The sequence below is a fragment of the Nonomuraea rosea genome (genome assembly GCF_039539705.1).
Lineage (GTDB): Bacteria > Actinomycetota > Actinomycetes > Streptosporangiales > Streptosporangiaceae > Nonomuraea > Nonomuraea rosea.
This window is the reverse complement of record NZ_BAABDQ010000001.1, coordinates 595,036-620,333: the sequence shown is the minus strand read 5'-3', so window position 1 is coordinate 620,333 and position 25,298 is coordinate 595,036. Positions and strand designations below refer to the sequence as shown.

28 protein-coding genes, 1 tRNA gene and 1 pseudogene are annotated in these 25,298 nt (G+C 66.9%); 15 read left to right on the top strand and 15 right to left on the bottom strand.

Annotated elements, in window-relative coordinates; translation table 11 throughout:
• Nucleotides 1-70: 70 nt before the first annotated feature.
• From rlmB to ABEA43_RS02990, 4 genes are all read left to right on the top strand, one after another.
• Entirely contained in the window at nucleotides 71-1,033 is a 963-nt protein-coding gene (rlmB, locus tag ABEA43_RS03005; RefSeq protein ID WP_345558342.1) for a 23S rRNA (guanosine(2251)-2'-O)-methyltransferase RlmB, read from the top strand.
• Between the two features lie 20 nt (nucleotides 1,034-1,053).
• Nucleotides 1,054-1,126, top strand: a tRNA-Thr gene (locus tag ABEA43_RS03000).
• Between the two features lie 233 nt (nucleotides 1,127-1,359).
• Nucleotides 1,360-1,806 carry a UTRA domain-containing protein gene (locus ABEA43_RS02995; RefSeq protein WP_345558340.1) on the top strand — a complete coding sequence of 149 codons (447 nt, stop codon included), beginning with the start codon at nucleotides 1,360-1,362 and terminating at the stop codon, nucleotides 1,804-1,806.
• Between the two features lie 9 nt (nucleotides 1,807-1,815).
• The gene (locus ABEA43_RS02990) at nucleotides 1,816-2,472 is read left to right on the top strand and encodes a 2'-5' RNA ligase family protein (RefSeq protein WP_345558338.1); all 657 of its coding nucleotides are present in this window, start codon (nucleotides 1,816-1,818) and stop codon (nucleotides 2,470-2,472) included.
• A gap of 291 nt (nucleotides 2,473-2,763) precedes the next feature.
• On the opposite strand, the gene ABEA43_RS02985 is transcribed toward ABEA43_RS02990, so the two are convergent.
• Both ABEA43_RS02985 and ABEA43_RS02980 read right to left on the bottom strand, forming a co-directional pair.
• Nucleotides 2,764-4,007 (bottom strand): IS3 family transposase gene (locus tag ABEA43_RS02985; RefSeq protein ID WP_345558336.1). Its coding sequence is split into 2 segments (ribosomal slippage): nucleotides 2,764-3,725 and nucleotides 3,725-4,007, totalling 1,245 coding nucleotides; the frame shifts between segments, so codons are not numbered across the junction.
• Nucleotides 4,008-4,364: 357 nt separating this feature from the next.
• The gene (locus ABEA43_RS02980; protein ID WP_345558335.1) at nucleotides 4,365-4,838 is read right to left on the bottom strand and encodes a hypothetical protein; all 474 of its coding nucleotides are present in this window, start codon (nucleotides 4,836-4,838) and stop codon (nucleotides 4,365-4,367) included.
• 999 nt (nucleotides 4,839-5,837) lie between these two features.
• On the opposite strand from ABEA43_RS02980, the gene ABEA43_RS02975 reads away from it, so the two are divergent.
• Nucleotides 5,838-6,065 (top strand): hypothetical protein, encoded by a 228-nt coding sequence (locus tag ABEA43_RS02975; RefSeq protein ID WP_345558333.1) that lies wholly within the window; start codon nucleotides 5,838-5,840, stop codon nucleotides 6,063-6,065.
• Nucleotides 6,066-6,248: 183 nt separating this feature from the next.
• Here the strand turns inward: ABEA43_RS02975 and ABEA43_RS02970 are convergent, their stop codons facing one another.
• The 4 genes from ABEA43_RS02970 to ABEA43_RS02955 form a co-directional block, all read right to left on the bottom strand.
• Nucleotides 6,249-7,229, bottom strand: coding sequence for an ankyrin repeat domain-containing protein (locus ABEA43_RS02970; protein WP_345558331.1), 981 nt, complete (start codon nucleotides 7,227-7,229; stop codon nucleotides 6,249-6,251).
• Nucleotides 7,230-7,809: 580 nt separating this feature from the next.
• On the bottom strand, nucleotides 7,810-8,031 hold the full coding sequence (locus ABEA43_RS02965) for a PIN domain-containing protein (protein WP_425570154.1): 222 nt from the start codon (nucleotides 8,029-8,031) through the stop codon (nucleotides 7,810-7,812).
• Nucleotides 8,032-8,219: 188 nt separating this feature from the next.
• A complete protein-coding gene (locus ABEA43_RS02960; protein WP_345558329.1) occupies nucleotides 8,220-8,456 on the bottom strand; it encodes a hypothetical protein in 237 nt (78 codons plus the stop codon).
• A 782-nt stretch (nucleotides 8,457-9,238) separates the two neighbouring features.
• Nucleotides 9,239-9,757, bottom strand: a complete 519-nt coding sequence (locus ABEA43_RS02955) for a hypothetical protein (protein ID WP_345558327.1) — start codon at nucleotides 9,755-9,757, stop codon at nucleotides 9,239-9,241.
• Nucleotides 9,758-10,548: 791 nt separating this feature from the next.
• Between ABEA43_RS02955 and ABEA43_RS02950 the strand changes: the two genes are divergently transcribed.
• Complete coding sequence (locus ABEA43_RS02950) at nucleotides 10,549-10,956, top strand: PIN domain-containing protein (protein WP_345558326.1); 408 nt, start codon at nucleotides 10,549-10,551, stop codon at nucleotides 10,954-10,956.
• A 179-nt stretch (nucleotides 10,957-11,135) separates the two neighbouring features.
• On the opposite strand, the gene ABEA43_RS02945 is transcribed toward ABEA43_RS02950, so the two are convergent.
• Both ABEA43_RS02945 and ABEA43_RS02940 read right to left on the bottom strand, forming a co-directional pair.
• Nucleotides 11,136-11,882: an SDR family NAD(P)-dependent oxidoreductase gene (locus tag ABEA43_RS02945; RefSeq protein WP_345558324.1), complete on the bottom strand. Its 747-nt coding sequence runs from the start codon at nucleotides 11,880-11,882 to the stop codon at nucleotides 11,136-11,138.
• 49 nt (nucleotides 11,883-11,931) lie between these two features.
• Nucleotides 11,932-12,690, bottom strand: coding sequence for an SDR family NAD(P)-dependent oxidoreductase (locus tag ABEA43_RS02940; RefSeq protein WP_345558322.1), 759 nt, complete (start codon nucleotides 12,688-12,690; stop codon nucleotides 11,932-11,934).
• 183 nt (nucleotides 12,691-12,873) lie between these two features.
• Here ABEA43_RS02940 and ABEA43_RS02935 point away from each other — a divergent pair, with 183 nt between their 5' ends.
• A complete protein-coding gene (locus ABEA43_RS02935; protein WP_345558320.1) occupies nucleotides 12,874-13,716 on the top strand; it encodes a helix-turn-helix transcriptional regulator in 843 nt (280 codons plus the stop codon).
• Nucleotides 13,717-13,747: 31 nt separating this feature from the next.
• Here ABEA43_RS02935 and ABEA43_RS02930 read toward each other — a convergent pair whose 3' ends face one another.
• The 3 genes and pseudogenes from ABEA43_RS02930 to ABEA43_RS02925 form a co-directional block, all read right to left on the bottom strand.
• Nucleotides 13,748-13,933, bottom strand: coding sequence for an alpha/beta fold hydrolase family protein (locus tag ABEA43_RS02930; RefSeq protein WP_345558318.1), 186 nt, complete (start codon nucleotides 13,931-13,933; stop codon nucleotides 13,748-13,750).
• A gap of 17 nt (nucleotides 13,934-13,950) precedes the next feature.
• Nucleotides 13,951-14,316: pseudogene (locus ABEA43_RS68090) on the bottom strand (hypothetical protein); the annotation flags it as partial.
• 12 nt (nucleotides 14,317-14,328) lie between these two features.
• Nucleotides 14,329-14,481 carry a hypothetical protein gene (locus ABEA43_RS02925; RefSeq protein ID WP_345558316.1) on the bottom strand — a complete coding sequence of 51 codons (153 nt, stop codon included), beginning with the start codon at nucleotides 14,479-14,481 and terminating at the stop codon, nucleotides 14,329-14,331.
• A 166-nt stretch (nucleotides 14,482-14,647) separates the two neighbouring features.
• Here ABEA43_RS02925 and ABEA43_RS02920 point away from each other — a divergent pair, with 166 nt between their 5' ends.
• Nucleotides 14,648-14,974: a Rossmann-fold NAD(P)-binding domain-containing protein gene (locus tag ABEA43_RS02920; RefSeq protein WP_345558314.1), complete on the top strand. Its 327-nt coding sequence runs from the start codon at nucleotides 14,648-14,650 to the stop codon at nucleotides 14,972-14,974.
• A gap of 109 nt (nucleotides 14,975-15,083) precedes the next feature.
• Nucleotides 15,084-16,286 (top strand): MFS transporter, encoded by a 1,203-nt coding sequence (locus ABEA43_RS02915; RefSeq protein WP_345558312.1) that lies wholly within the window; start codon nucleotides 15,084-15,086, stop codon nucleotides 16,284-16,286.
• Between the two features lie 47 nt (nucleotides 16,287-16,333).
• On the opposite strand, the gene ABEA43_RS02910 is transcribed toward ABEA43_RS02915, so the two are convergent.
• Complete coding sequence (locus ABEA43_RS02910) at nucleotides 16,334-17,002, bottom strand: helix-turn-helix transcriptional regulator (RefSeq protein ID WP_345558310.1); 669 nt, start codon at nucleotides 17,000-17,002, stop codon at nucleotides 16,334-16,336.
• Nucleotides 17,003-17,213: 211 nt separating this feature from the next.
• Between ABEA43_RS02910 and ABEA43_RS02905 the strand changes: the two genes are divergently transcribed.
• Complete coding sequence (locus tag ABEA43_RS02905) at nucleotides 17,214-18,203, top strand: zinc-binding dehydrogenase (RefSeq protein ID WP_345558308.1); 990 nt, start codon at nucleotides 17,214-17,216, stop codon at nucleotides 18,201-18,203.
• Between the two features lie 75 nt (nucleotides 18,204-18,278).
• Here ABEA43_RS02905 and ABEA43_RS02900 read toward each other — a convergent pair whose 3' ends face one another.
• Complete coding sequence (locus tag ABEA43_RS02900) at nucleotides 18,279-18,638, bottom strand: hypothetical protein (RefSeq protein WP_345558306.1); 360 nt, start codon at nucleotides 18,636-18,638, stop codon at nucleotides 18,279-18,281.
• Nucleotides 18,639-19,062: 424 nt separating this feature from the next.
• Here ABEA43_RS02900 and ABEA43_RS02895 point away from each other — a divergent pair, with 424 nt between their 5' ends.
• From ABEA43_RS02895 to ABEA43_RS02880, 4 genes are all read left to right on the top strand, one after another.
• Complete coding sequence (locus ABEA43_RS02895) at nucleotides 19,063-19,413, top strand: Imm8 family immunity protein (protein ID WP_345558304.1); 351 nt, start codon at nucleotides 19,063-19,065, stop codon at nucleotides 19,411-19,413.
• Nucleotides 19,414-19,487: 74 nt separating this feature from the next.
• Nucleotides 19,488-20,030 (top strand): 2'-5' RNA ligase family protein, encoded by a 543-nt coding sequence (locus ABEA43_RS02890; RefSeq protein WP_345558302.1) that lies wholly within the window; start codon nucleotides 19,488-19,490, stop codon nucleotides 20,028-20,030.
• A gap of 113 nt (nucleotides 20,031-20,143) precedes the next feature.
• Nucleotides 20,144-20,917 (top strand): arsenate reductase/protein-tyrosine-phosphatase family protein, encoded by a 774-nt coding sequence (locus ABEA43_RS02885; protein WP_345558300.1) that lies wholly within the window; start codon nucleotides 20,144-20,146, stop codon nucleotides 20,915-20,917.
• A 32-nt stretch (nucleotides 20,918-20,949) separates the two neighbouring features.
• Complete coding sequence (locus tag ABEA43_RS02880) at nucleotides 20,950-21,315, top strand: VOC family protein (RefSeq protein ID WP_345558299.1); 366 nt, start codon at nucleotides 20,950-20,952, stop codon at nucleotides 21,313-21,315.
• Nucleotides 21,316-21,634: 319 nt separating this feature from the next.
• Here ABEA43_RS02880 and ABEA43_RS02875 read toward each other — a convergent pair whose 3' ends face one another.
• A complete protein-coding gene (locus tag ABEA43_RS02875; RefSeq protein ID WP_345558297.1) occupies nucleotides 21,635-22,627 on the bottom strand; it encodes a helix-turn-helix transcriptional regulator in 993 nt (330 codons plus the stop codon).
• Nucleotides 22,628-23,040: 413 nt separating this feature from the next.
• Here ABEA43_RS02875 and ABEA43_RS02870 point away from each other — a divergent pair, with 413 nt between their 5' ends.
• Nucleotides 23,041-24,282, top strand: a complete 1,242-nt coding sequence (locus ABEA43_RS02870) for an RICIN domain-containing protein (RefSeq protein WP_345558295.1) — start codon at nucleotides 23,041-23,043, stop codon at nucleotides 24,280-24,282.
• 205 nt (nucleotides 24,283-24,487) lie between these two features.
• Here the strand turns inward: ABEA43_RS02870 and ABEA43_RS02865 are convergent, their stop codons facing one another.
• Entirely contained in the window at nucleotides 24,488-25,240 is a 753-nt protein-coding gene (locus ABEA43_RS02865) for a class I SAM-dependent methyltransferase (RefSeq protein WP_345558293.1), read from the bottom strand.
• Nucleotides 25,241-25,298 lie beyond the last annotated feature (58 nt).

Genomic DNA, 25,298 nt, shown 5'->3' with positions numbered 1-25,298 from the left:
GTCCAGCAGAACCTCGCGCATCCTGCGGACGCGGGATGAGGTGGGCGACGGCCCGAGTACCCTTGATGCCATGGCAGCAGGAGGCAGGGCATCGGGCAGGCCCGCAAAGAAAAAGGGCCCGTCCAAAGGCACCGGAGGGCAGAAGCGCCGGTCGCTGGAGGGCAAGGGCTCGACTCCGCCTGCCGAAATGCGGCATTGGTACAAAGACAAGGCGCGCACCGAGCGGATCGTCCGCGAGGAGCGAGGCGACGGACGGCGTACCGGACCGGTCAGGCAGCGGCGTTCAGACGACGCGCCCGAATACATCGGCGGCCGCAACCCGGTGCTGGAGGCCCTGCAGGCGGGGGTTCCCACCAACGCGCTCTACATCGCCCAGCGCATCGACAACGACGACCGCGTACGCGATGCCATCAAGATCGCGGCCGAACGCGGCATCGCCCTGCTCGAAATCAGCCGCGACAAGCTCGACCGCATGACGGACGGCCTCGCCCACCAGGGCATCGCGCTCCAGATCCCGGCCTATGACTACGCGCACCCATCGGACCTGGTCGAGCTCGCGCACGAGGCCGCCGAGGCGCCCCTCATCGTGGCCCTCGACTCGGTCACCGACCCGCGCAACCTCGGCGCCATCGCCCGCTCGGCCACCGCGTTCGGCGCTCATGGCCTGCTCATCCCCTCCCGCCGCTCGGCCGGGGTGACGGGAGGAGCCTGGAAGACGTCGGCCGGCACCTTGGCCAACCTGCGCGTGGCACGGGCCGCCAACCTGACCGCGGCGCTGCGCGAATACCGCGACGCCGGCCTGTTCGTGATCGGCCTGGACGGGGCGGGCGAGACGGACATCGGCGACGTCGACCTGCTGACGGAGCCGCTGGTGATCGTCGTGGGCTCGGAGGGCAAGGGCCTTTCACGCCTGGTGCGCGAGCATTGCGACGTGGTCACCCGCATCCCGATGCAGGCGGCGGCGGAGTCGCTCAACGCGGGGGTCGCCGCGGGGGTGGCGCTGTACGAAGTCGCTCGTCACAGGCGTCCCTAGCGTCTACACTGGTAGGCCGTGCCGACGTAGCTCAATCGGCAGAGCATCTGTCTTGTAAACAGAAGGTCAGGGGTTCGATTCCCCTCGTCGGCTCGCAGCTCAAAGGCCCCTTCCGCGACGTGGAAGGGGCCTTTTTGATCTTTATACAGCAACCGCGTCAGCTTGCCTGCTCCTGACCTTGATCGCCGTTAGCAGTCGGCACGTTCGTACGGCAGGATCACCGCCTCGAACGCCGTTCCCAATGCCGCTACAGCCGAGCCCGCAGCGACGGCAAGCTACTCACCTCACACCTGCGCCACGACATTGTGTTCGCCGGACTGGAGCAAGTGCCGGCCACCATCGCCGAAGCCATGGGCGTCCCTGAAGACACCGAGGTCATCACTCGCCGCCGGGTGCTGTACGACAAGAACACCGACACTCCTGAGGAGATCGGGTCGAGCTACCTCCCGGCCGACATCGCTCGCGGAACGTACCTTGAGAAGCGAGAAGTCGTCCCCAAGGCGCTGTTCCTCTGCGTGGAGGAGCTCAGCGGCAAGCGCTACCATCACGCCCGCGACCAATGGATCGCCCGCAGCGCCACACTGGAGGGAACCATCACCCTCGGCCTGACGCAAGGTGCGCAGGTCATGCACGTCATCCACACCGCGCGGGCGGAAGATGGCGCGATCCTGGAAGTCTCAGAGTCGATCTGGCCCGCAGACAGGGTAACCATCATCGATGAGTACCTGATCGACCAGGAGGCGAACGTCCCGGACGCGCCCTCCCAGATCTGAGGCAGGCCCATGACGATCCGCAACGTGGACGAGGTTCGCTCCCACTGGTGGCCACGAGAAGGCTGGCGGCCGGGCCGCCTGGTGTACACCTGGCACCTGACCTTCGAGCACGCGCCGCAACTCCACCAACTCGCCGAGCGCTACCTGACAGCCCTTGTCACGGTCGGAAGCCACAACCCGATCCCGGAGCAGTGGCTTCACCTCACGCTGCAAGGCGTGGGATGGGCCGATGAGGTGGAGAACGAGCTGCTCGACCGCGTCACCGACACGGTCGGCGCACGGCTGGGGAAACTCGCTCCCGTTGAGCTGACGTTCCATCGTCCTGCGGTCATGGGGGAGGGGGTAGCTCTTGCCCCCACTCCAGTAGAACCACTGCACGAGATCTGGGCCGAGATCAGAAATGGGATCGCCGAGGTGACCGGCGCGGCGCCCACAGCGGCAGAGCAGGTCAGAGGGTTTCGCCCGCACGTGAGCCTGACCTACATCAACATGCCAGGCCCAGCGCAGCCCTACGCGGAGGCGTTGGGCGGGGTTGCGGCCGAGCCGGTCAAGGTGGCAGTGGATCGCGTTGCGCTGATCGTTCAGGACCGGGTTCTTGAGCCTGAATGGGTGTACCGCTGGAACACACACGCGGTAGTACCTCTGGGAGCCGAGAACCGCCCCTGAGCGGCAGCAAGACAGCGGCGGTGGCCTGGCAGCGGCTGAGTGGTTACAACTCTATACGGGTTCAAGCCGCCGCCCGCTGGGCGCGGGCGGCCGAGCGGTCCGGGCGGGCGTGCGGCCTCTCCGGGCCGGTCCCGCCCGGCCACCCCGCCGCACCAACGAACGCAGGAAGAACCATGCACAGGACGTTCACCAACACCATGCAAGGCGCCGGCCCCGGACAGAGCCGATGAGGTCAAAGCATGCCTCCGGCGGGAGCACTCCGGCAGAACCGCCCCGACTTTGATGGAGACCTCAGCGGTTGATTGCTAGGGCTTCGTTGGGGTGGTGTTGAGCGTAATAGATTGCCTCGAACTCCTCAGGTGGAAGGTGTCCGATCGCCGAGTGCAGGCGGGTGGTGTTGAACCAAGCCACCCATTCGGCGGTGGCCAGTTCCACGTCGGCCAGGCTGTGCCAGGGGCCGCGGGGCTTGATCAGCTCGGTCTTGTAGAGGCCGATCTGCGATTCCATCAGGGCGTTGTCGAGCGCGTCGCCGACCGTGCCGATGGAAGCGTCGATGCCGGCCGCCAGCAGGTGGGTGGTGAACCGGAAAGAGGTGTATTGGCTGCCCGCGTCCGAGTGGTGGATCAACCCGCGTTCGACCGGACGGCCTGCGCGCTCGCGCCGCCACAACGCCATGTCCAGGGCATCCAGCACCAGGCTGGTCTGCTTGGACAGCGCGGCCGCCCAGCCGACGATCGCCCGGGAGTGGACGTCGACCACGAACGCCACGTAGACCACGCCGCACCAGGCGGCAACGTGGGTGAAGTCGGCCACCCAGGCGGCGTTCGGCCGGGTCGCGGTGAAATCGCGCCGCAGCCGGTCAGGCGCCCGCTCATGGCTCGGGTCGGCCACGGTGGTGCGCACCCTTGTGCCGCGCCGGGCGCCCTGCAGGCCGAGCGCGCGCATCCGCCGTTCGACGGTGCAGCGGGCCACCTGATGCCCTTCCCGCAGGAGTTGCTGCCAGATCTTGCGGGCGCCGTAGACGCCGTAGTTGTCGGCGTGGATGCGCACGACGTGGGCGTCCAGCTCGGCGTCGCGCAGGGCGCGGGCCGAGGGCGGCCGGTTCTTGGCGGCGTAGTAGGTGCTGGTGGACATCTTCAGGCCGTGCTCGGTCAGGACACGGCAGATCGGCTCGACACCGAACACCTCGGCGTGCTGGTCGATGAAGCTCACGAGTGCGTGTGTGGCCGGTCGAGCTCGGCCGCGAAGAAAGCCGAGGCGGCCTTCAGGATCTCGTTCGCGCGGCGCAGTTCGGCGTTCTCCCGGCGCAGCCGCTTCAGCTCGGCCGACTCATCCGTGGTGCGGCCGGGCCGGCTGCCCTCATCGATCTGGGCCTGGCGGACCCACGTGCGCAGCGTCTCGGCGGTGCCGATACCGAGCTTGGTCGCGACCGCGTTGATCGTGGCCCACTCGGTCGGATAATCCGGCCGCACCTCGGCGACCATCCGCACCGCTCGGCGGCGCAGCTCGGCGGGATAGGGGGACTTACCTGGCATGGACTCGATCCTCTCAAGAGATCAAGTCTCCACCGAACCCGGGGCGATTCAGGCACCGAGGTGATCGCCACACGGCCCTGACCGTAGATGGGTGGCTGGGGGCTGATCACCTCGCACACCATCGACTCAGGCAAGCCCAGCAGACCGACTCCTTCGTATCAAGCCCGGCTCTGCAGGTAGGGCAACGAATGATCGAGGAACGGCGACCGGCGAACGTACACGCGAAGCCGTGCTTGACACTCCGTCCCCGGCCCGCTGCCGCTACGCGGTGAGTCGACGGCGTACGAGGTGATCAGGAGGTAGGTGCTGGTGGCGGAGACTCGGCCAGCCTGATGTTAGGTGATCGTCAGTTTGGCTCTACTCCATCGGAGCAAGGTCAACTATCACAAGCTTGTCGGCTTCCATTGAAGCTGCCCGGACGGCACCCTCAATTTCAGCCTTCAAAGTGGCACCATATGCTTCTAGTCCATCCAAGGAATCAAACGAGACGATTATGTGTCTCCATTTTCGCGATTCTACGAGGCCCGCGCCTAGCTCGGCCCATCCTTGTCGAAGCAGGCGTGCCCGGGCTTCCACCGCTGCCTCCTCGGAGTCTGATGCCCCGACGTCCATGACCAGAATTTCGTCGATCTGCGTACTGTTCTTGTAGGTATATTCCGACTTGGTGTGTAGCACTACTGCGCCAATCTTGCGAGCATTGTCTACGGCTGCGGAATCGACCTCTAGTGTCTCGTGGATAAATGCTGTGCAGGCGGAAATCGTGGTCGTGGCCAATATGGCGGCAAGTAAATGCCTGGCTATTGAGCTTGCTCGCCTACGGTTGAACAACATCACTGTTCTCCGGTGCTTGATGCATCATGGATGATTCGCGCTAGATTACCGAGGCCGCCACGGTTGAGCTAGTGGATGGGGTGACGGGCTGACGCAGTTCCTTGAGATTGCATGTCGCCCCGCTGAGGCGCAGCAGCGGTAGCGAGTGCGACAAGGCGTCATCGCACTGGTGTCGTCGCGGACGACTTGCATGGTGAGAGTACAGTCGGATTCCTGAGTGACACGGAGAGTGACGATCGAGGCGAACACCTCCGGACGTTCACGGACGTTCGGAGACTCCCGCTGCAGGTCATGGCCCCTATTGTCGCAGCTGGCGATCATGGCTAAGTGGCTTCGCATCGAAGCGGTCGAGGCCGTGACGATCGCAGACTTCGGTACTCATCGTTGATGGCTGGGGCGATTGCTGCCGCAGACCGACTCCGTCGGTCCTTGCCATCGACTCCGAGGCCTGAGGTCCGCTGTACAGCAACGCCGACTCACTCAACCGCACCGTGGCCATCTATGACTGCTGTTCAGGGCAACGTGAAGGTGATCGACAAGCCGTTTGCCTTGCCCTTGTAACTAAGGGCTCATCAGGGTGCGTGTCGATTTCGCGGGCGTCAACCTAGGCCTGACGGGCCCTGGGAACCTTCAAGATTTGATGCTCGTTGGCCTGTGTGGATCCGTCCGTTGGTCGATCGGGCAGGCTGTCGGTTCAATTCCGGCCGTGATTGCAGTATGGGTCATCCTCGTGGTGACACTGACCGTAGTCCGCTACTTGCTTGATCGGTCCTCGGGAAGCCCGAGTCAAGAAGGGAGGAACACTATGCGGAGTGAATCAGCAGAAGTTCTCTGGTCGATCGGTTGCAATCTCGCGGGAGGCGTCCTCCTGCCCGCCGACGAGCGGACGGATCTATTGACGACAGCAGCGACGACCGGCCCGAGACGGATTCGGTAAGGTATTTTCGCCGACCCTGGGACGATGATCGTGGGGATCAGTACGCCAGCTGGGGAACGTCGGTGTACTACCTCGCGATCGACGGCACCGGAACCGCTCGGCAGCAGGTCGAGGTATACGCCAACGGAGTAGCCCTCGCGTATGACGAGCAGCACGATGATGACGAGTTCGGCGGATTAACTTACGCAGACCTTGATCTGGAGGAGTTCTCGCCCTTCGAGATCTCGCGGCATGAGTTCTTCGACGCGCTGGCTGAGCTCAAGCCCATGAATCGGCGAAGCGGTGAGTGACGATCGAGGTGTACGCCTGCGGATGTTCGCGGACTGCTGGAGGCCGAACGCCCAGGTCAGCGGCGTAACCCGTCCGGTAGCGGTCAGCAGCAAGTGGCTTCGCATCGTAGGGGTCGAGGTTCGAATCTCCTCATCCCGCAACCAAGATAAAGGCCCGGTTCCAGATCATGGAGCCGGGCGTTCCTATGCCGCTTGATCAATTCCACCAGCCCGCTCGGGCAGTCGTAGCCAGGCGCTGGGTGGGCCGGTGATTGGCCGAGCGTCGGCCAGGCGCAGGCCTGCACCGGCGCAGCAAAACGCTGGCGGGTGGTTGCGGTAGAGGTAAGCGGCGAGAATCTCCTCAGCAAGGGCATCAGGGGGAGTCAGGTAGGCGGTGTGCGCCTCCCAAGCTACGACCGTGCCGTCCCGGGCGACGTGTCCGCTGATGCCGCCCTTGGGGTTGGAGTACATGCTGTAGCAGACCGTGTCCGGCGAAACGCGCTTGACCAGGCCGGGAGTGTCGGGGGTGTATCCCCAGGGTTGGGTGATGACGCACCCGCCGGGCACGTCGGTGATGCCGACGATCCTGTCGGCGTCCGGGACGTTGTACCAGGCCTCGTACAGGGCGTCGATGTTCACGTCGTCGGCCGGTGTGGCTTCAAGGCGGGCTGTGGCTTTGGCTGCGCTGATGCCGGCCACGCAGGCCAGGCTCAGGCCGTCGTAATAGAAGTCTCCCAGCGCGGGGATCAGCCGTTTGGCTTCCGCTGCGGCGGCGGCCTCGGCCTCGGAGAGACCGATCTCCGGTGAGGGGATGGGGAAGAGGCCGGGAGCGGGTCCGGCCAGGCTGAGGTGGCCGGGGGACCAGCCGTCCATCATGAGGCGCCACGGGTCCGCTCCAGCGGCGACGAGGGCTCGAGCATTGTCCTCGCGCCCTTCGAAGACGGCCATCCAGAGCGCGGTACGGCCCCGATGTTCGGCATCGACATCGTCAACGCGCGCGGCTAGCTCGGCGACCACTTCGGGCGATCCCCGATCAGCCGCTACGTGCAGCGGCTTGTCGAAGACATTCACGCCGGAGTTGGGATCAGCGCCCGCGGCAAGCCGGTTGCGGATCAGGTCGAGGTCTGCCCATCCGTCCCCGCCATAGCCGACGATCCACCATCCGTCGTCATCGGTGGCAGTCATGGCACTCCTTGAACAACGCGGGGACACATGCGTTACCGATCATGGCTTACAGGGCCGACAATTCTGGTTGGCGTCTCGCGCGGTATCGGAGATCCGGCAGTTCACGTTGGTCCAGCCTCGGGGCAGGCCCATGATTCCAGGTCCTGTGATCTTGCTAACGCGGATGCTAACAGCGGCCGTGGACGCTCGTGGATGCACATGGATGACCAGGCCCCCATGGTGGTGCGCAAGCTGGGTTGGCGGAGGTTCGTGGACACCCGTGGACGGTCTCGAAGTGGCTTGTAAACAGAAGGTCAGGGATTCGATTCCCCTCGTCGGCTCTGTGCTTCTGGAGGCCCTTCCGGGAGATCTGAGAGGGCCCTTTGGCATGCTTGGGACTCGCTTGTGGGCGCGCTTCACACGTTGGTGCTCCGCGCTGTTGGCGTACGGCGGTGATTGTCGGGCTGGTTTCGAGGTTGTACAGCAGCTCCGTACAGCGAGCGGGTGCCTCGTGGAGATGCCACATGATCGTCCGCGTGCTCAGCCTGGTGCGGATTCTGAGAAGCTCAACTGGGGACTGCGGTTGATCAACGTGAGGGAGCTACGGCAACAAGGTGAAAGCGCTGGGGTGCTTGGGCTTCACCGCGTGGAAGTGCCGGCGGTCCAGGGTGGCGATCTCACGGGCGTTGAGGCGCTCGGCTACCGCGATCACAGAGGCGTCGGCTGCACCAAGTGGGAAGTCCGCGTAGGTCCGGACAAGGTCGATCATGCGGGCGACGTCTTCCGTAGTCAGCGCTTCAAGGATGAGTTCTCCAGTGACGATCGACTGGAGGAACTGAGCCTCGGCTTCTGGGCCGACGCGGGATTCGAGAAGCTAGCAGACCTCGGTGAGCACAGGGCCAGGGACGATGAGCGGACCTGGATGGGTCTCCAAGAGGGCCAGACACCGACTGTGTTCTTGATCCTTGCGATTCAGCACGGCGTACAAGGGGCCGGTGTCGCAGATCAGCATCAGCTCTGCCGTGACAGGTCGCGAATGATCTCCTCTGAGCGCCGCGCAGCATCAGGGTCGTCCGAGATGAGCCCGGCGAAGGAGAGCGTTCGCCGTCGCTCGGTGTCAGGGACTTCAGGATCAGTGTGATCGTCAACGAGCTCCAGCGCGACCGCACGCAAAGCTCGCACCTGGGTCGAGGTCAAGCGGTCGACCAAGCGGTGAAGGTCTTCGTACTCCTCATGTGCCGCGCTCATGCCGTCGAGTCTACGCTGCCAGGGAAGATCGATACCTGTTCATCGGCTCTGAGCGAAGGCTTCTGTCTTCATAGCAAAAGGATCGCTTCTGCCATGCGGGGGTAGAGCGGATCTTGCTAGCGCATTCGCTGACAACGGTTGTGGACGATCATGGACGGGCGAGGACTGAGCGTGTGGCGCGCAAGGCCATGAACTTTAGAGGATGTCGGCGACGGACACGCGTGGACGAGTCGAATCGTTCTTGTGAACAGAAGGTCAGGGGTTCGATTCCCCTCTTCGGCTCTGCAACAGGAAGCCCCTGAACAGGGGATTCGCCGTCAGGGGCTTCTTGGGTTGTCAGGGCAACAGTTGTGGCTCCCGGCATTCCTTGATCGCTTGCTCGTGGATGACGGGGGCGTAGACGCGCAGAGTGGTGGCTGGGTCGGCGTGACCGAGCCGGGCCGCCACAACGTGGACGGGTACGCCCGCAAGAAGCAAGCGTGGTGGCGTGGACGTGTCGGAGGCCGTGAGGAAGCTGATTCTCGGGGGTTCTGCTTGCTGTGGGGCGCGCTGGGTGTGGGTGCGTTCATCGGCGCCTCGCTGGTCAACCAGTTGCGCGACCTGCCGCAGCGGCATGTGCTGATCGCGATCGGGCTATGGGCGCTGTTCACCGACCGGCTCGACGTTGGTCGCGGGCGGGGCGCTGATCGAGTTGGCCGGGAGCGCCGGAGGGCTGGTGGTCTCCGGTGCTCTGGCCATGCTGCTGCACCCGATCGCGGTTCTTGCCGTACTCGGAGAAGAGGTCAGCGCCTCGCGATGTTGTACTGGATGGTGTACTGCCGCGCTCCGCAGCAGCCAGGGTGACCCGGGTTGGGAGTGCGGATCCAGAGCTGCCCGAGGGTGCGGCCGCTGCGTACTCGGACCGTTCTCATGACCGAATATGCCTTGTGGTCGCCGTCGCAGATCTTGCCGTATCTGCCCCGCTGGGCCTCCCAGTCGTTCGCGTTCGCGAAGTAGAGGTCTGGAAAGATGCATCCGCCCCTGGGGAAGCCGTTCTCGCGGATCACGATGGATCGCAGCTGCGCCGACTTGGCGGACTTGTAGGCCCAGGTGGTGGTCACTTTGATCGGGTACTTCTGGCCGACGCTGTTCTTGATCGTGACATAGGTGGTCACGGACTGGACCGGCCTGATTCGCTTGACGTAGCTGATTTTCTGATCGGGCGCGGCGTGCGCAGCGGGTGCCATGAGCAGCCCGGCGCCGAGGGTGGCGGTGAGAGCCACGCCGATCGTGGGAACCCGGAGCCGTGTGAGGGGTCGCACTGGTTCTCCTTCTCCATGCAAAGGCATTCCTGGACAGACGATCATCTGATTGGTCAGAAGATACTATTGAGAAGCGCAGTTAGGTCGAAGAGTGAGTGTCGAGCCGGGTGAAAGTGGAGCCAATCAACCGCGGGCGCCGAGCGCGTGGCTGTTGCAAATCAGCATCTCGGTGCCGCCCCGACAACGACGCCAGCCGAAACGCCGAGAACGGGCACAACGCCTGCAATTCTCTTCTGCCTGCCGGTCGCTACAATTCCTTTTCTTCAAGGCCTTCTTCGATTTTTGCGCCGACCAAACTTTATACGACCTCGGTATATTCGCGGAATATGGCCGGAATACGGCGCTGGGTCTTGCGCACCCAGGTGATGACAGCGCGGAGATGGTCGGGTCCACGCCTGGATCAACGAGCGGAACCTGATCTCGGCTGAGCCCTGCACCTGGTCCTACGGCGGGCTCAAGCAGAACCGCCGCGAGCCGGTGACCCGGAAGGCGGCCAATCGTTCCTTCCGTACCGGCGATGCCGTGCCCTCCCGACATTAAGGTGGTACGGATTAGGACCTGCACTCAAGTCGGTGCCAGCATCGGATTTTTTGAGAACGGCGGCGGATCCTTCTGCAAGGATTGGATAATCAATGATTACGCGCCTCGATCGCTGTGATCAGCTCCGCGCCGACCGCGCCGGGACGTATGGGCAAGGCGTTTCTGGCAAGCAGAGCGGGGACGTTGGACGCCGATTTCCAAGCTGACATAGCGGCGGCCCGCGAGGCGATCGGCAACGAGATGAGGGGCACGTGGCCCTACGTCTGATCCTTGACGCCGGTGTGCTCATTGCCGCCGAGCGAGGCAAGGCATCCGTCGACGCGGTGATAGGAGACGCCGATGATGTGGCGATCTCGGCGATCACTGTGGCCGAGATGCTCGTCGGCGTGGAACTGGCCGATGCGGCCCAACGGCCTGATCGGCAGGCTTTTGTGGACCAAATTCTCGCGCTGATCCCTGTCGAGGAGTACACGACGGACGTCGCCAGAGCCCACGCCCGTCTTATGACGCATGTTCGACGAGAGGGCAAGTCGCGAAGCGCGTACGATCTGCTGATCGCGGCTACGGCCGCCGCGACCGCGAGAACGGTGCTGACGATGGATGCGTCTGCTGCACTCGACGATCTACCAGGCGTGCGCGCTCAGGTAGTTCCTCGTTGAATGCGGCTTCTCAACAAACGGTAATGCTGTCGCTGACTCCGTTCCTCGGGCTTGGAGCCCTGTGGTCTGGGTGCACGTGCGGGCCGGGGAAACGGGCTGATCGCAAGGTCAGGATTCGTGGAGCGCGCCCGCCCGACCATGGCGACGCTGCACCGGTCCGCAGCCGGGGGAAGCGCACGTCACATTGCGGTGAAGCCGCCATCGGCGGGGACAACGGCGCCGGTGATGAAGCTGGAGCGCGGCGAGGCGAGGAAGCACAGCACCTCGGCGATCTCCTCGGGCTGGGCCACCCGGCCGAGCGGCTGGGCGCCGGCGAAGGAGGCCAGGTACGCGCGGCTGTCAGAGCGGAAGGTGTCGAGGAAGTCGGTCTCGATGACGCCCGCTGCCACGAGGTTCGCCCGGATGCCCAGCGGTCCGCCCTCGACGGCGAGGACCTTGGTGAGCTGTGCCAGAGCCCCTTTTGAGGCGGCGTAGGCGGCGCCCTCCGGCATGCCGACGGTGCAGACGTAGGAACCCGTGCTCACGATGGCTCCCCCGCCACGTTCACGCATCGCGCGGAACGCCTCACGGGCGAAGAAGAACGAGCCGCGCGCGTTGACCGCCATCACGGCGTCCCAGTCCTGCGCCGTCGTCTCCGTGATCGGCTTGTTGAGGCTGCGTCCGGCGTTGCTGACCAGGATGTCGAGACCACCGAAGACCTCGACGGCCGCCCGCACCGCGCGCTGAGCGGCCGCCTCATCGGTGACATCATCGAGGAAGGAGTGAACGCCCGGAAACTCGACGGGCAGTTCCTTCACTTCCTGGCGCTGGTCGAGGGCGACGACGCGCGCGCCGCGGCGGTGCAGCAGGCGTACGGTCTCCTTGCCCACGCCGCGCGCCGCCCCGGTGACGATGGCGACCTTGCCGGCGAACTCGGCTGATGTCATGGTTCATTCCCTGGGTTGATGATGGGTCGCCATTTCGGGGTCTGGTCGCTCAGTACGCGGTGAGCCCGCCGTCGATCACGAGCTCGGAGCCGGTGACGAATGAGGAGTCGTCGCAAGCCAGGAAGAGGTACGCGGGTGCGACCTCGTCGGCGTGGCCGGCCCGGCGCATCGGGGTGCGTTGGATGTCCGGCTGCTGGTCGCCCTGCTCGTTCAGGATCTCTTGGATCATCGGGGTGGCGATGACCCCGGGATGCACGGAGTTGACCCGTACTCCCTGCTGCGCGTACTCGACCGCGGCGGTCTTGCTCAGCAGGCGCACGGCGCCTTTGGAGGCCTGGTAGGCCGCGGCGGAGCCGCTGCCCACGAGCCCGAGCACCGACGAGGTGTTGATCACCGACGCGTTGCCGCTCGCGCGCAGCAGTGGCATCGCCGCCTTCATGCCGAGCCAGGTGCCCTTCTGGTTCACGTCGATGACGCGGTCCCAGGCGTCCTCCCGCGTGTCCTCGATACCGGGCCAGTCCACGATCCCGGCCAGGTTCACCAGCACGTTCAGCGTGCCGAAACGGTCGTCCACGAGGCCGATCACGTCGTCCCACTGCCGCGCGGAGGAGACGTCGAGGCGGGCGGCGACGACTTCCGCGCCAAGCGCCTCGGTCCGATGGGCCAGGTCCCGCAGCGGCCCTTCGGCGACATCGGTGATCACCAGCCGGGCGCCTTCGCGGGCGAAGAGTTCGGCGGTCGCCGTGCCGATGCCGCCGGTCGCACCGGTGATCAGCACGACCCTGCCGGCGAGTCGTTGTCCTGCCATGAGAGATCCCCCGAACTGTGGTTGATGTCGTCTGCCGGTCGCGGTGACGACGCTTCTCGCGGCGGAGCGCGTTCAGCCCCGCTCCACCGAGTTTGCACAGGTCAGCGGCTATCAACCAGGACGCGTGCCGCCTGGGTGCGGCGCACCCAGGCAGCACACCCAGCCGCCGCATAATCTGGCCACATGGACGGCAACCACCTGGGAGAATTCCTGCGCGCCCGTCGCGCCGCCGTGCGGCCGGAGGACGTCGGCATGGCGAGCTACGGTGCCCGCAGAGTCGCCGGGCTGCGCCGCGAGGAGGTCGCCGTCCTGGCCGGAGTGAACGCCGACTACTACACCCGCCTGGAACAAGGCCGCGAGCGCAACCCCTCACCCCAGGTGCTCGACGCCCTCAGCCGCGCGCTGCGCCTCGACACCGATGCCCGGGAGCACCTGTACCGGCTGGCCGGGGCGGTGCCGGGCGACCGGCCCCGCGCCCACCTCGCGGGCCGGGTCAGCCCCGCGCTGCGCCAGCTGATGGACGGCTATCCCCACACGCCGGCGTTCGTGATGAACCGGACCCTGGACATCCTGGCTGCCAACGCCCTGGCCGACGCCCTCTACGCCCCGTTCGAGCCGGCGGACAACCTTGCCCGCATGACCTTCCTCGACCCGGCGGGCCGGAGCTTCTACACCGACTGGGACCGAGCGGCACAAGCCGCCGTCGCCAACCTCCGCCAGGCGGCCGGCTTCGACCCCGACGACCCCCACCTGGCCGACCTCGTCCGCACACTCACGGTCCGGAGCCCGGACTTCGCCCGCCTCTGGAACGCCCACACCGTACGGGGCAAGACCCAGGACGCCAAGCACTTCCTGCACCCCGACGTCGGCCCCCTCGCGCTCACCTACCAGGCTTTCGACGTACGCGAGGCCCCCGGCCAGCAGCTCGTGATCTACCACGCCGAACCGGGCAGCCCAAGCGCCCAGGCCCTCGATCTTCTCGGCTCCATCCACGCCACCCGGCGCCGGAGCGCATCGCGGCGGTAGGAGTCCGACTCGCCGTACGGGTCTCCGGTGTTCACCGGTAGGCGAGGAAGAACGCGGTGATGTCGTGGGCGAGCAGCTCGGGCTCCTCGTGCGCGGCGAAGTGCCCGCCACGGGGCATGCGGGTGTAGCGCGTGATGGTGCAGGTGCGCTCGGCCCAGCTCCGCGGCGGCCGGCTCAGGTCGGCGGGGAACAGGGCGAGGGCCGTGGGGACGTCCACCCGCCGCACCCGCCGGGTCAGATCGTGCGCGTACTCGTAGTAGGGCCGGAACGAGGTGGAGATCGTGTCCGTGAACCAGTGGTGCAGGTAGCCGGCTTCCTCAGCCTGCCAGGCCGTGACGGAGGCGAGGTAGCCGGGGGCCGCTGCGGGGAGAAGGCGAAGCCGGGCAGTGAGGGGACGATCACGGTGCAGGCGTCCTCTGGCTTTCCTCCATACCGGGAGGGTGCGGCCAATCGCCCGGCGAGGGCGGTGAGCTCCAGGAAGGAGCTGGGCCAGTCGTGCACGATGGGTAGCGCGTCCGGGTGTTCGCCGTCGTAGCGGAGGTAGTGCACCAGCGTGCCGTCGAGGTCGGCGAGGTGGGAGGGCAGTGCGCTGATGGCGGCCTCGTGGGTCCGTCAGTCGGAGCCGGAGGCCCAGTGGGTGACGAGGCGGCGCAGCTCCGTGACGTCGGTGCCGGCCTGCCAGCCGCCGACCGGCCAGGGCTCAGGGACCCTGGTGGCGCGCAGGTCGGCGTCACTGACCTCGATCACGGGTGAAACGGTCGGCATGGTGTCCTCCTGGGTGGGCGGGCGCGGCGTCGGCTGCTGCTTCCGGCGAGGGCGATGCTCACTCGCCGACCGGAACAGGCGGTCACCGTTCCCGATCCGACGGCCGGGCCAAGGGTCTGCACGATGGCCGCCGTCGGCGGAGCTGGAACCGTTCGGGATCCAGTGCATGGTCGTCGAGCCCGGTGTCTTCCGTACCGACTTCCTTGACACCAGCTCCTTGTCCACCGCCACGCACCGCATCGACGCGTACGACGGCACCCCCGCCCACGTCACCCTGGACTGGGCAGGCGAGGCCAACCACACCCAGCTCGGAGACCCGGTCAAGGGCGCCGCGCTGATCTACGAGGTCACCTGCCAGGACAAGCTGCCGGGGCATCTGTACCTCGGGCCCGACACCCTTGAGCGGCTGCAGGTCAAGCTGGACCGGGTCGAGCAGGACGTAGCCCCCTGGCGGGAGAAGTCCGCCGCCACCGCGCGCGACGACGCAGCCTGAGCGCCGTACCGGTAAAACGATTTGACAGCACAGATAGTCTGATCCTCCGTGCTTTCGGCGGACCGTGAGTCGCGAGGGGGCCCTGCCCTCTCAAGACTCAGGAGCCGCAATGCGCCGGGCGCCCGCCCTCTCCTTCCTCCTCGTCACTGTCTTTCTCGACATGCTCGGGCTCGGCCTGATCGTGCCCATCGTGCCGGCCCTGATGTCGGCCGTCACCGACAACGCCACCACTGCCGCCTTCTGGTCCGGCCTGCTCGGCTCGACCTACGGCCTGCTGCAGTTCGTCGTCTCGCCGCTGCTCGGGCGGCTTTCCGACCGGTACGGCCGGCGGCCCGTCCTGCTCGTGTCGCTGACCTGCCTCGGCGTCGACTGGCTGGCCCATGCGGTATCGCCCAGCCCGTGGACCCTCTTGGTGTTCCACGCCCTCGCCGGCGCGTGCGCGGGAACGAACACCGTGGTGAACGCCTACATCGCGGACGTCACGGAGCCCGAGTCGCGGGCTCGCGCGTACGGGTTGATCGGCTCCGCGTTCGGGCTCGGCTTCGTCGCCGGCCCGATCATCGGCGGTCTGCTCGGCGCCGTCGATGTACGGCTGCCGTTCTTCGCCGCGGCCGCGCTGTCCCTGGCCAACGTCGCGTACGGCTGGTTCGTCCTGCCCGAGTCGCGTCCCGGTGACCGGACGACCCAGCTGACCCTGCGGATGGCGAACCCGGTCACCGCCGTCACCGTCGTCCTGCGCCGGCCGGTGCTCGGACGGCTCGCGTACGCCCGCTTCTGCGCCGACGTCTCCCGCATGATCCACCAGTCGACCTGGGCGTTCTTCCTCACGTACCAGTTCTCCTGGAGCACCGCGCACGTCGGCGTGGTGATGGCGGCGGGCGCGCTTGTCGGCGCGGTCTTCCAGGCGCGGGCCGTCGGACCGGTCGTCCGGTGGCTCGGCGACAAGCGGGCCGCGGTGGCCGGCAGCCTGATCGGCGTCGGGACGCTGATGGGTACGGCGTTCGTGTCCGTACCGTGGATGCTTTACGTCCTGCAGGCGGTCGGCGTGCTCGGCTCGGTCGGCGGTGCGGCCGCGCAGTCGTGGATCTCGCGCAATGTCCGGGCCGATGAGCAAGGGACCGTGCAGGGCGCGCTGACCGGAATCGGCGCCATTGCCGAGACCGTGGTGCCGGTTGCGGCCGGCGCGGCGTTCGGGTGGTCGCTGGCGTACGCCTCACCGGGTTTGGTCTTCGTCGGTGCGGCGGCTTTCGCGGCGTTGTCGGCGCTCCTGCTGGCTGCGACGCCCGACGTCCGGACGGCGCCGCTCGGATAGGTCGTTGCTGGTGCTGACGTCGTCGGCACGCCTTCTTGATCTACGGCTCAGCTCGCGGAGCGGTAGCGGCCCGGGGTGGTGCCGATGATGTTGGTGAACGCCGAGATGAAGCTGCTGGGATTCGCCCAGCCGCAAGCGTGGGCGACACGGGTCGTGTCGTGGCCGTCGGCGAGCAGGATGAGCGCGTGATGGATGCGCAGCTGTGTACGCCATTCATAGAAGGTCATGCCGAGTTCGTCGTGGAACAGCCGGCTGAGAGTGCGGGCACTGGCCCCGATCGCCTGCCCGAGCTCGGCGAGTGAGGCGTTGTCTCCGGGCTGCTCGTACATCATCCGGGCAATGGCCTGCAGCCGGTCATCGTGCGGTTCGGGCAGGTGCAGTGGCTGCTCGCGTGCTTCGTGGAGCTCGTCGACGAGGACGCGGCGGAGGCGAGCGCTCGCGGCCCGGTCGGGGTCGCCCGCGGTGCGGTCGTAGTTGCGTGGGCCCGTGAGGGTGAGCAGGATTTCACGGGCGAGGTCGGAGACCATGAACACGGCAGGATGACCGGGTACGAGCCGGGCCAGGGACGCCGGTAGGAAGACGATCCGCATGTCGGTGTTGCTGTGGGCGCGGTGGTAGTGCGTGAACCGGGCGGGGGTCCATGCGACTCGGTTGGCCGGCACGATCGATGTGCCGCGTTCGGTGTGGACGGACAGGACGCCACGGGCCGCGTACACCAGATGTCCACGCGAATGGGAGTCTGCCGAGCTGGCTCCGCCCGAAGGCCAGAGATGCACGCCTCCGGACGGCCACAGATGTGACGTCGGACCAGGCTCGGCAACTTGGCGGCCAACGGGCATAACTTGGCATTCTACCGGTGGCAGGTCATGGCGCTTTCCCGCGACAGTGGATGCATCGCGACAACCCATGACTCCAAGGTGATGTGAGATGAGTATGACCATGCGCGCGGCGGTCTGCGTCAAGGCGGGTGGCCCGGAGGTGCTGGAGATCCGTGAGCTGCCGGTGCCGGCGGTCCGGGAGGGCTGGAGCCTGGTGCAGGTGAAGGGCACGGGCCTGAACCGGTCGGAGCTGAGGACCCGCCAGGGGCATTCCCCGAACGTGACGTTCCCGCGTGTGCTCGGCATCGAATGTGTGGGAATCGTGGCGGCCTCGACCGATCCCGCGTTGCCGGACGGGACGACCGTCGCGGCGGTGATGGGTGAGATGGGGCGGGAGTTCGACGGGGGCTATGCGGAGTACGCGTTGCTGCCGAACGCGCTGCTGATGCCGATCACCACGACGTTGCCCTGGGACGTCTTGGCCGCGCTACCTGAGACGTACCTGACCGCGCGGGGCTCGCTGGACGCGTTGGGGGTCGTAGCGGGTGGCCAGGGGCGGTTGCTGATCCGCGGCGGAACGTCGTCGGTGGGGATGGCGGCCGCGTCGATCGCGGCCGGCTACGGCGTCGAGACCGCCGCCACGACCCGGCGGCCAGGCAAGGTCGGCGCGCTGACCGGGGCCGGGGTCGACCATGTGCTCGTCGACGCCGGGGGATCGCTGGCGGCGAGCGTGCACGCGGTCTGGCCCGAGGGTCCGGACCATGTTCTGGATCTCGTCGGGGCGCGCACGGCGGTGGACTCGCTGCACCTGGTCCGTCGTGGCGGGACGGTGTGTGTGTCGGGCTCCCTCAGCGGGTGGGCGATCCCGGACTTCGAGCCGATAGCGATGGTGCCGTCTGGGACGAAGCTCACGGCTTTCCACAGCGACGACTTCAAGGGGAGCGCGGGAGCGACTGTGCTGCAGCGGATCGTCCACGAGGTCGAGGCCGGCGTCTATCGACCCAACGTCGACCGTGTCTTCGGCCTGGACGACATCGTTGCGGCCCACCGGTACATGGAGAACGACCAGGCAACCGGGAAGGTCGTCGTGGTGCCGTAGGTGATCGGTGGCGGCCTCCATGCCGTCGCTCCAGGGAAGATCGCCTGGCGTCTGGTCGCAGGAACACCGGGGATGCTATCCGGCGTACAGCTGGGCGGCGCGCGCGCTGGTATCTGCGCCATGGTTCGGGTGATAGACCTGGGCGGAGCAGTAGACCGGACCGCCCACCCATGCCAGGCCGGCCGTCCACGTGGCGGCGTTCGCCACGCCGGGGTCGCTCAGTTGCAGGCCGGTGGTCACGATGTCGCCCACGCGCACGTCGGCGAAGTAGTTGCTCACGCCCTTGCGCTCGTACAGCCGCCACTGCAGCGTCGCGCTCGTCGCCTCGCTCAGCTTGGCTGTCAGGTCGATCGTGGTCTGCTGCCACGCAGACGGATCAGCGGCGACGTCCCGCTCCCACACCACCCTGCCGTTGAGGAGAAGCTGCTCCTGCACTGACGTGCTCGAGCGCCTTCTTGGTGACCGCCTCGACGTAGGCGACCGTCGGGTTCTGGGCGGCGTGGACGGGTCGTCCCAGTAGGGGAAGATCACTCCATCCAGCAGCGGGGTCTGCTCGGCGATGAACGCATCGGTGACGGCTCGCATCTCACGACCCTTCGGGAAAATCCCGGAGGGCTTTCTGATCTCCGTGCAGCAACGTGGTCTTTCAGATGGCGTGGAGTCCCGGTGGCAGCGACTCGGATGCTCACGTTCCGCATGTGGCGAGACGGCCATTGCTTGGGGCTCGAAGAGTTGCTCGGCTTCCTCGGATGTGGCTGTCGACGAGTCAGGTTCTCCAGTTGTTCGAGTCTTATCCACAGGTTGTGGATAAAGGGGCGCGCCCCAGCTGATCGCCCCGCTGGTGCGTAATCATGGGGTGGTGAGAGCGCGAGTAGCGGAGTTCCGTTGGGTCGATCTCGAGTTGGGGCGGCGGATCGACGATCCAGCCCATGCTTACGAACTCCTGGAAATGTATGTCGGTCCTCAAGGTGAGCCGGGCGAGGAGCGATTCCAGCTCATCGTCTGCACCCCATCGGCCCTCGCGGAGCAGCTGAGACAGCGGCCCTTTCTCATCGGTCGGCACTGGCTCTTCGTTGCCGAGTTTCATCCCGACGAGGTGACGGAGTGGCTGAGGGATCGGATCGCCGTGCTGGAGGCGCGCACCTGGAATGAGCTGGCGGAGAAGATCGGTCGGATCGGTGAGTGGGAGTTCGAGGATTACAGCGGCTGAGGTGCTCGGTATTGCGAGGGGACCCGGGGCGTAAATGCGTGGCAGGTGTGGTTCGCGGTTGGGATCATCCGTGCATGTCGGACGACGCTTCAGGACGGTACCGCGTAGGTGAGACGGCTTTGCTGGCGGTGGTGAAGGAGGCCGAGCCGGTGGTGGAGCCCTGGCGGCGGCGTTTCGATCCTGCCGCCTTGGCCGGTGTTCCCGCGCATGTGACGGTGCTTGTGCCGTTTCTGGACGCGGATCGCGTCGATGCTGGAGTGATCGACGAGCTTCGGGGTCTGTTCGGTGGGCATGGCTCGTTCGCGGTTCGGTTCGATCGGTGCCGGCGTTTTCCTGGCGTGCTGTACCTCGCGCCGACGCCTGACCAGGCGTTTCGTGCGCTGACTGAGGCTGTTGTGGCGCGGTGGCCGGAAGTGCCGCCCTACGGTGGGCAGTTCGCGGAGATCGTTCCGCATCTGACTGTTGCCCATGGCCTGCAGGCGCAGGCTCTCGATGAGGCGGAAGCCGCGCTTACTGCGCAATTGCCCATCACCGCCCACGTTGCGTCGGTCGGGCTCTTCGTCAGCGATGGTGATCGGTGGCACCGGCGTGCCGAATTCGCGCTGCTCGGAGGGTAGATCGTCGCCGGATGCCATGTGCTCGGTGAGGATCTTACGAGCCGAACGGCTTGGCTGAGGCCCCGGACGTCAAAGGCTGGTCCATCAAAGTAGGTTGATGTATCGTCCGGAGGGTGGGATCAGGCGCACAGTCCGGACCGCCACCGTTCGCGCGGATGGCGGCGGATCCGCTGCGCTGGCGGCTGCTGGGCGAGCTCGCCCACAGCGATCGCAGAGTGCGGGAGCTGGTGGCGTTGGTCGGCCAGCCGCAGAATCTGGTCTCCTACCATCTGGGCCGGCTCCGCGCGAGTGGGCTGGTGGTGGCGCGGCGCAGCAGCTTCGACGGCCGGGACACGTACTATCGCCTCGACCTGGGGCGATGCGGTCAAGCGCTGGCGGAGGCCGGTGCGGCCGTGCATCCGGCCCTGCGGCTCGCACCCGCACCTCCGGCCCCGCCGCTGAAAGGCGGCCCCGTGCTGTTCCTGTGCACGGGCAACAGTGCCAGGTCGCAGGTGGCTGAAGCGATGGTTCGGGTTCGCGCAGAGGGACGGGTGCCGGCGTTCAGCGCGGGCAGTCAGCCCAAACCGCTGCATCCCGACGCGGAGCGGGTGATGGCGGCGCGCGGCATCGAGATGGCGGGGCAGCGGTCCAAGCACTTCAGCGTGTTCGCCGGACGGCGGTTCAGTCACGTGATCACTTTGTGCGATCGCGTGCGGGAGGTCTCCCCGGACTTTCCCGGCCGGCCCGCGTACATCCACTGGAGCGTCCCCGACCCGGCAGCCTCCGCCGGCAAACAGGAGGACACCCATCCAGGGTTCGAGTCGATGGCGGCGGAGCTGGAGACCCGCATCGGGTTCTGGCTGGCCACCGTCGGGTCCGCCCATACACATGTCCAGGAGGTCTCATGACCAGCCCGCAAGACATGGTCAGCGTTCGCTACATGGTCGATGACGTGCAGGAAGCCGTCGACTTCTACACCGGCCACCTCGGCTTCGCGGTGCGTACCAGTGCGGCGCCGGCGTTCGCCGACGTCACCCGGGGCAATCTGCGGCTGCTGCTGGCCGGGCCGAAGAGCTCGGCCGGCCGGCCGATGCCCGACGGGCGCACGCCCGAGCCGGGCGGCTGGAACCGGATTCACCTCATCGTGCCCGATATCGCGGCTGAGGTCGCCCGGCTGCGCGGTGAGAACGTGCGCTTCAGGAACGAGATCGTCAGCGGTCCTGGCGGTAAGCAGATTCTGATCGAGGATCCGGCCGGCAATGTGGTCGAACTATTCGAACCAGCGGCGTCTCCGCCAAGCCGGTAATAGCCGTGCATATGGCCCTGAGGTTATGAGGGTGGTGGCAATCCCCAAACTTGGGGATTGCTCGGTGTCGCCGGATTCCGCATTCTGAAGAGGCGGAAACGGCTCCGTTCGGCTGACGAACGGGTGTGCCGGAGATCTCCCGTAGAAAGGGGCCACCTCAAGCGCCGAACGTGCGCGTGTCCGTCGGTGCCGCGCTGGAAATACGAGCCTCGGCCGCGTCGCCAGTGTCGCCGGCAAGCGCGGATGGAGGGGCGAAGGCCGGGTTCAAGCGTCGCCGTGGGGCCATCCCGTACGCGTCGGCGAGGTCTGACGCGGGGCGTCAGCCGGCGATCGCCGCGATCAGTTCGTCCCGGCCCTGCGCCCTGGTCTTGCGATATATCGATTTCAGGTGGTCGTTGATGGTGTAGGCGGACAGGTCCAGGGCTCGGGCGATCTGTTTCGGCGCGGCTCCGGCATGCAGATATTCGATGATGCGGCGTTCGCCGGCCGTGATGCCGTACCAGTCGCAGAACGAGGGGAGCAGGAGCTCGCCGCCGGCCGGCTGGATGAGGATGGCGACGTCGCTGTCGCCGCGCTCATCCAGCGGCTGGCCGTGGATGAGGACCCAGCGGCCGAAGTTCGCGGCCGGCGCGCAGACGGTCGGCGGCCAGGCGCGCGGGTCGCGCGCATGGGCGCGTACGTGCAGCGACAGGCCGACCCAGAAGGCGTCGGCGATCCAATCCGGTACGCCGCTCCCGGCGGCCGGCCACATCTGCCGCATCCATGCCCTCGCCTGGGGAGAGACGGACCGGACCGTGTGATCGGGGCTCACCGTGATGACCCCCGTCGGCAGCGCGGGGACCGTGGGCGTCAGCGGACCCGCTGTCACATATCCCCGCAACGCCCGCAACAACGGCGGGCCGAGCTGCTGCACCTGGTGGAAGTCGGCCGCGCCGAAGGGCCTGCCGCCCTCGGCGCGGAGCAGGCCGAGCAGCCCCCAGACCCCGTGGTGATCGCGTATCACCAGGCGCAGCTCGCTGCCCACGCCGTGGGCGGCCAGCACCTGCCGGATCAGCGCGTTGCGGCGGCAGTCGCCGCCGCCCGCCCCCACCACGCCGAGCGGCATGCTCTGCCGGGCGAGGTCCGGCAGAGGGCAGGGCTCGCCGTGCAGATACCGGTTGAGGACCAGGGCGCTGATGAGCGCCGGCTCGTATTCGTGCCAGAAACTGAACGCGCCCAGGCCGAGACCGGTCGCCGGATTGACGCCGACCAGCCGGAGCGCGTCGTGTGCCACCCGGCGGCCGGTGATGTGCGAGATCGCCGCACCCACCACTGCGGAGCCACCGGATTGAACGATTGCCGCGCACAATTCATGGGCAATCCGCCCATCGTTGTCCGTCACCCCGACGGCAATTCTCTGATCACCGGGCCGCCTTCTTTCGTTGGGCTCTCACAATGGCCGATAAATCGCCGCAATCCGGAAATTGGGGATATGGAGAAGGGCTTTCCGGCATGGCCTTTGAATTGTCATTCCCGTGCATCGGAAGGTCAACTGAATTAAGGGCCGGCCGCGAATCCAGGTGAGTGTGGCCGTCTCCGAGCAGGGTCTGGGGGAGGCTCGAACGCGCTCCGCCCGCCGGCCTGAAGCCGGGACGATTGCGAGAGAGCGCTCTCTTGACAGCGGAGCCCGTGTTGCCGGAAGGTTTCGGTAAAGTCATATCCCGTGGATCGGATGAGGTACCCGGTATGGCACGCACCCCCCTTTCAAGAACGCTGCTCGCCATCGGTTCCGCGCTCGCCGCAGTGATCGCGCTGCTCGTCCCGATGGCCGCCACCGCCAACGCCGCCCCCGCCCCTGGGCCGCTGGTGTGGTCAGATGAGTTCAACGGATCCGCAGGCAGCGCCGTCGACCAGTCGAAGTGGCGCTTCGACATCGGCGGCAGCGGCTGGGGCAACAACGAGCAGCAGTACTACACCAACAGCACACGTAACGCCGCCATGGACGGCGCCGGCAGCCTGGTGATCACCGCCCGCCGGGAGAACCCGTCCAACTTCCAGTGCCACTACGGCACCTGCCAGTACACCTCCGCCCGCCTGCTCACGTCCGCCACCTTCACGCGGGCGTACGGACGGTTCGAGGCGCGCATGAAACTGCCGCGTGGCCAGGGCATCTGGCCGGCCTTCTGGATGCTCGGCAACGACATCGGCTCGGCCGGCTGGCCCAACAGCGGTGAGATCGACATCATGGAGAACATCGGCCGCGAGCCCAGCACCGTGCACGGCACCATCCACGGTCCCGGCTACTCCGGCGCGGGCGGCATCGGGGCCCCCTACTCGATCGGCGGCGCCTTCGCCGACGCGTTCCACACGTTCTCGATCGACTGGTCCCCGAACCTGATCATCTGGTACGTCGACGGCAACGAGTTCCAGCGCCGTACGCCGGCCAGCCTCAATGGCAACCGCTGGGTCTTCGACCACCCGTTCTTCATGATCATGAACGTCGCGGTCGGTGGCTACTGGCCCGGCTACCCCGACGGCACCACCACGTTCCCGCAGTCCCTGGCCGTCGATTACGTGCGCGTCTACGCGGCGCCGACCGGCGGCACCGGCGGGCAGGTCACCGGCATCGGCGGCAAGTGCGTCGACGTGGCCGGCGCGGCCACCGCCAACGGCACGGCGGTCCAGCTCTGGGACTGCAACGGCTCCGGCGCCCAGAGCTGGGCCTGGAACAGCGACGGCTCGGTGCGCGCGCTCGGCAAGTGCATGGACGTCACCGCCGCCTCGACGGCCAACGGCGCACAGGTGCAGCTGTACGACTGCAACGGCACCGGCGCGCAACGATGGACCTACAACTCCGGCACCGGCCAGATCGTCAATCCCCAGTCCGGCAGGTGTCTCGACGCCGCCGGTGCCAGCTCGGCCAACGGCACCCGGCTGCAGATCTGGGACTGCGGGAGCGGCGCCAACCAGCGTTGGACGCGTAGCTGAGAATCCCGGCAGCAGGGCCTCTTCTTTCGAAGAAGAGGCCCTGCAGTTTGTCGCGCAAAAGCGAGAACGCGCTCTCTTGAGAATAGTCGCGAAGCAAAAAGCGTGATGGAATGCGAGGGCGTCGTGGTCCGCTGCGGGCGGGACCCGGCCCCGAGGGTGCGGCCGATCCGGGAGCGGTGGGTTAGCCGGGCCTACAGGCGTCTGCTCAGCGGACCGCGCAGAGCAGCCGGTTGTTGCCGCGCTGCCACAGCGTCCCGACCTCGGTAAAACCCGCCTCCCCCAGCGCCGTGACGTGATGCGAGAGCAGGTGGGACTCCGAGCCGTGGTGATCGGCCCCCGCCGTGGTGCGCTCCTCGTTGAGCGAGGACAGGGCCGGGTCCGCCCCGATCGCGTCCCACCACGTCCGCCAGTCCTCCGGCGGGTTCGCGCCGAACGCCCGCGCGGTCTCCCGGTCGTGCACGGCGTGCTCCAGCCGCGACAGGGCGGGGGTGGCGTCGCCGGTGTCCATGTGGTCGCCGTTGAGCAGCAGCCCGCCGGGCCGCAGCACGGATGCCAGCTCGGCGTAGACGCCCTTCAGCTCGGGCCCCGAGATCCAGTGCAGCGCCGTGGTGCTGACCGCGGCGTCCGCAGGGCCGTCCAAACCGAGCAGGCTCGTCCACCCACTGGTACGCAGGTCCGCCGAGACGAACGTGAGGTGCGGATAGGCCGCCCGCCCGAGCCCCAGCAGCAGCGGGTCGGCGTCCACGGCGATCACCCTGGCCTGGGGCAGCCGCTCCAGCAACCGGCCGGACAATGAGCCGGGACCGCAACCCAGGTCGATGACCAGCGGGTCCGGCCGCCCCAGCGCCTCGACGGCGTCGATCAGGGCGGTGAACCGCTCCTCGCGATCAGGAAGGTAGCCCTCCTGCTGGCGATCCCAGCGCGCGATCCACTCCAGTGCGGCATCGTGAGTGAGCACGAACGTCTCCTTGTAACCGTCGTTTAGAATTTCGACAGTCACAACGTAGAACACGAAG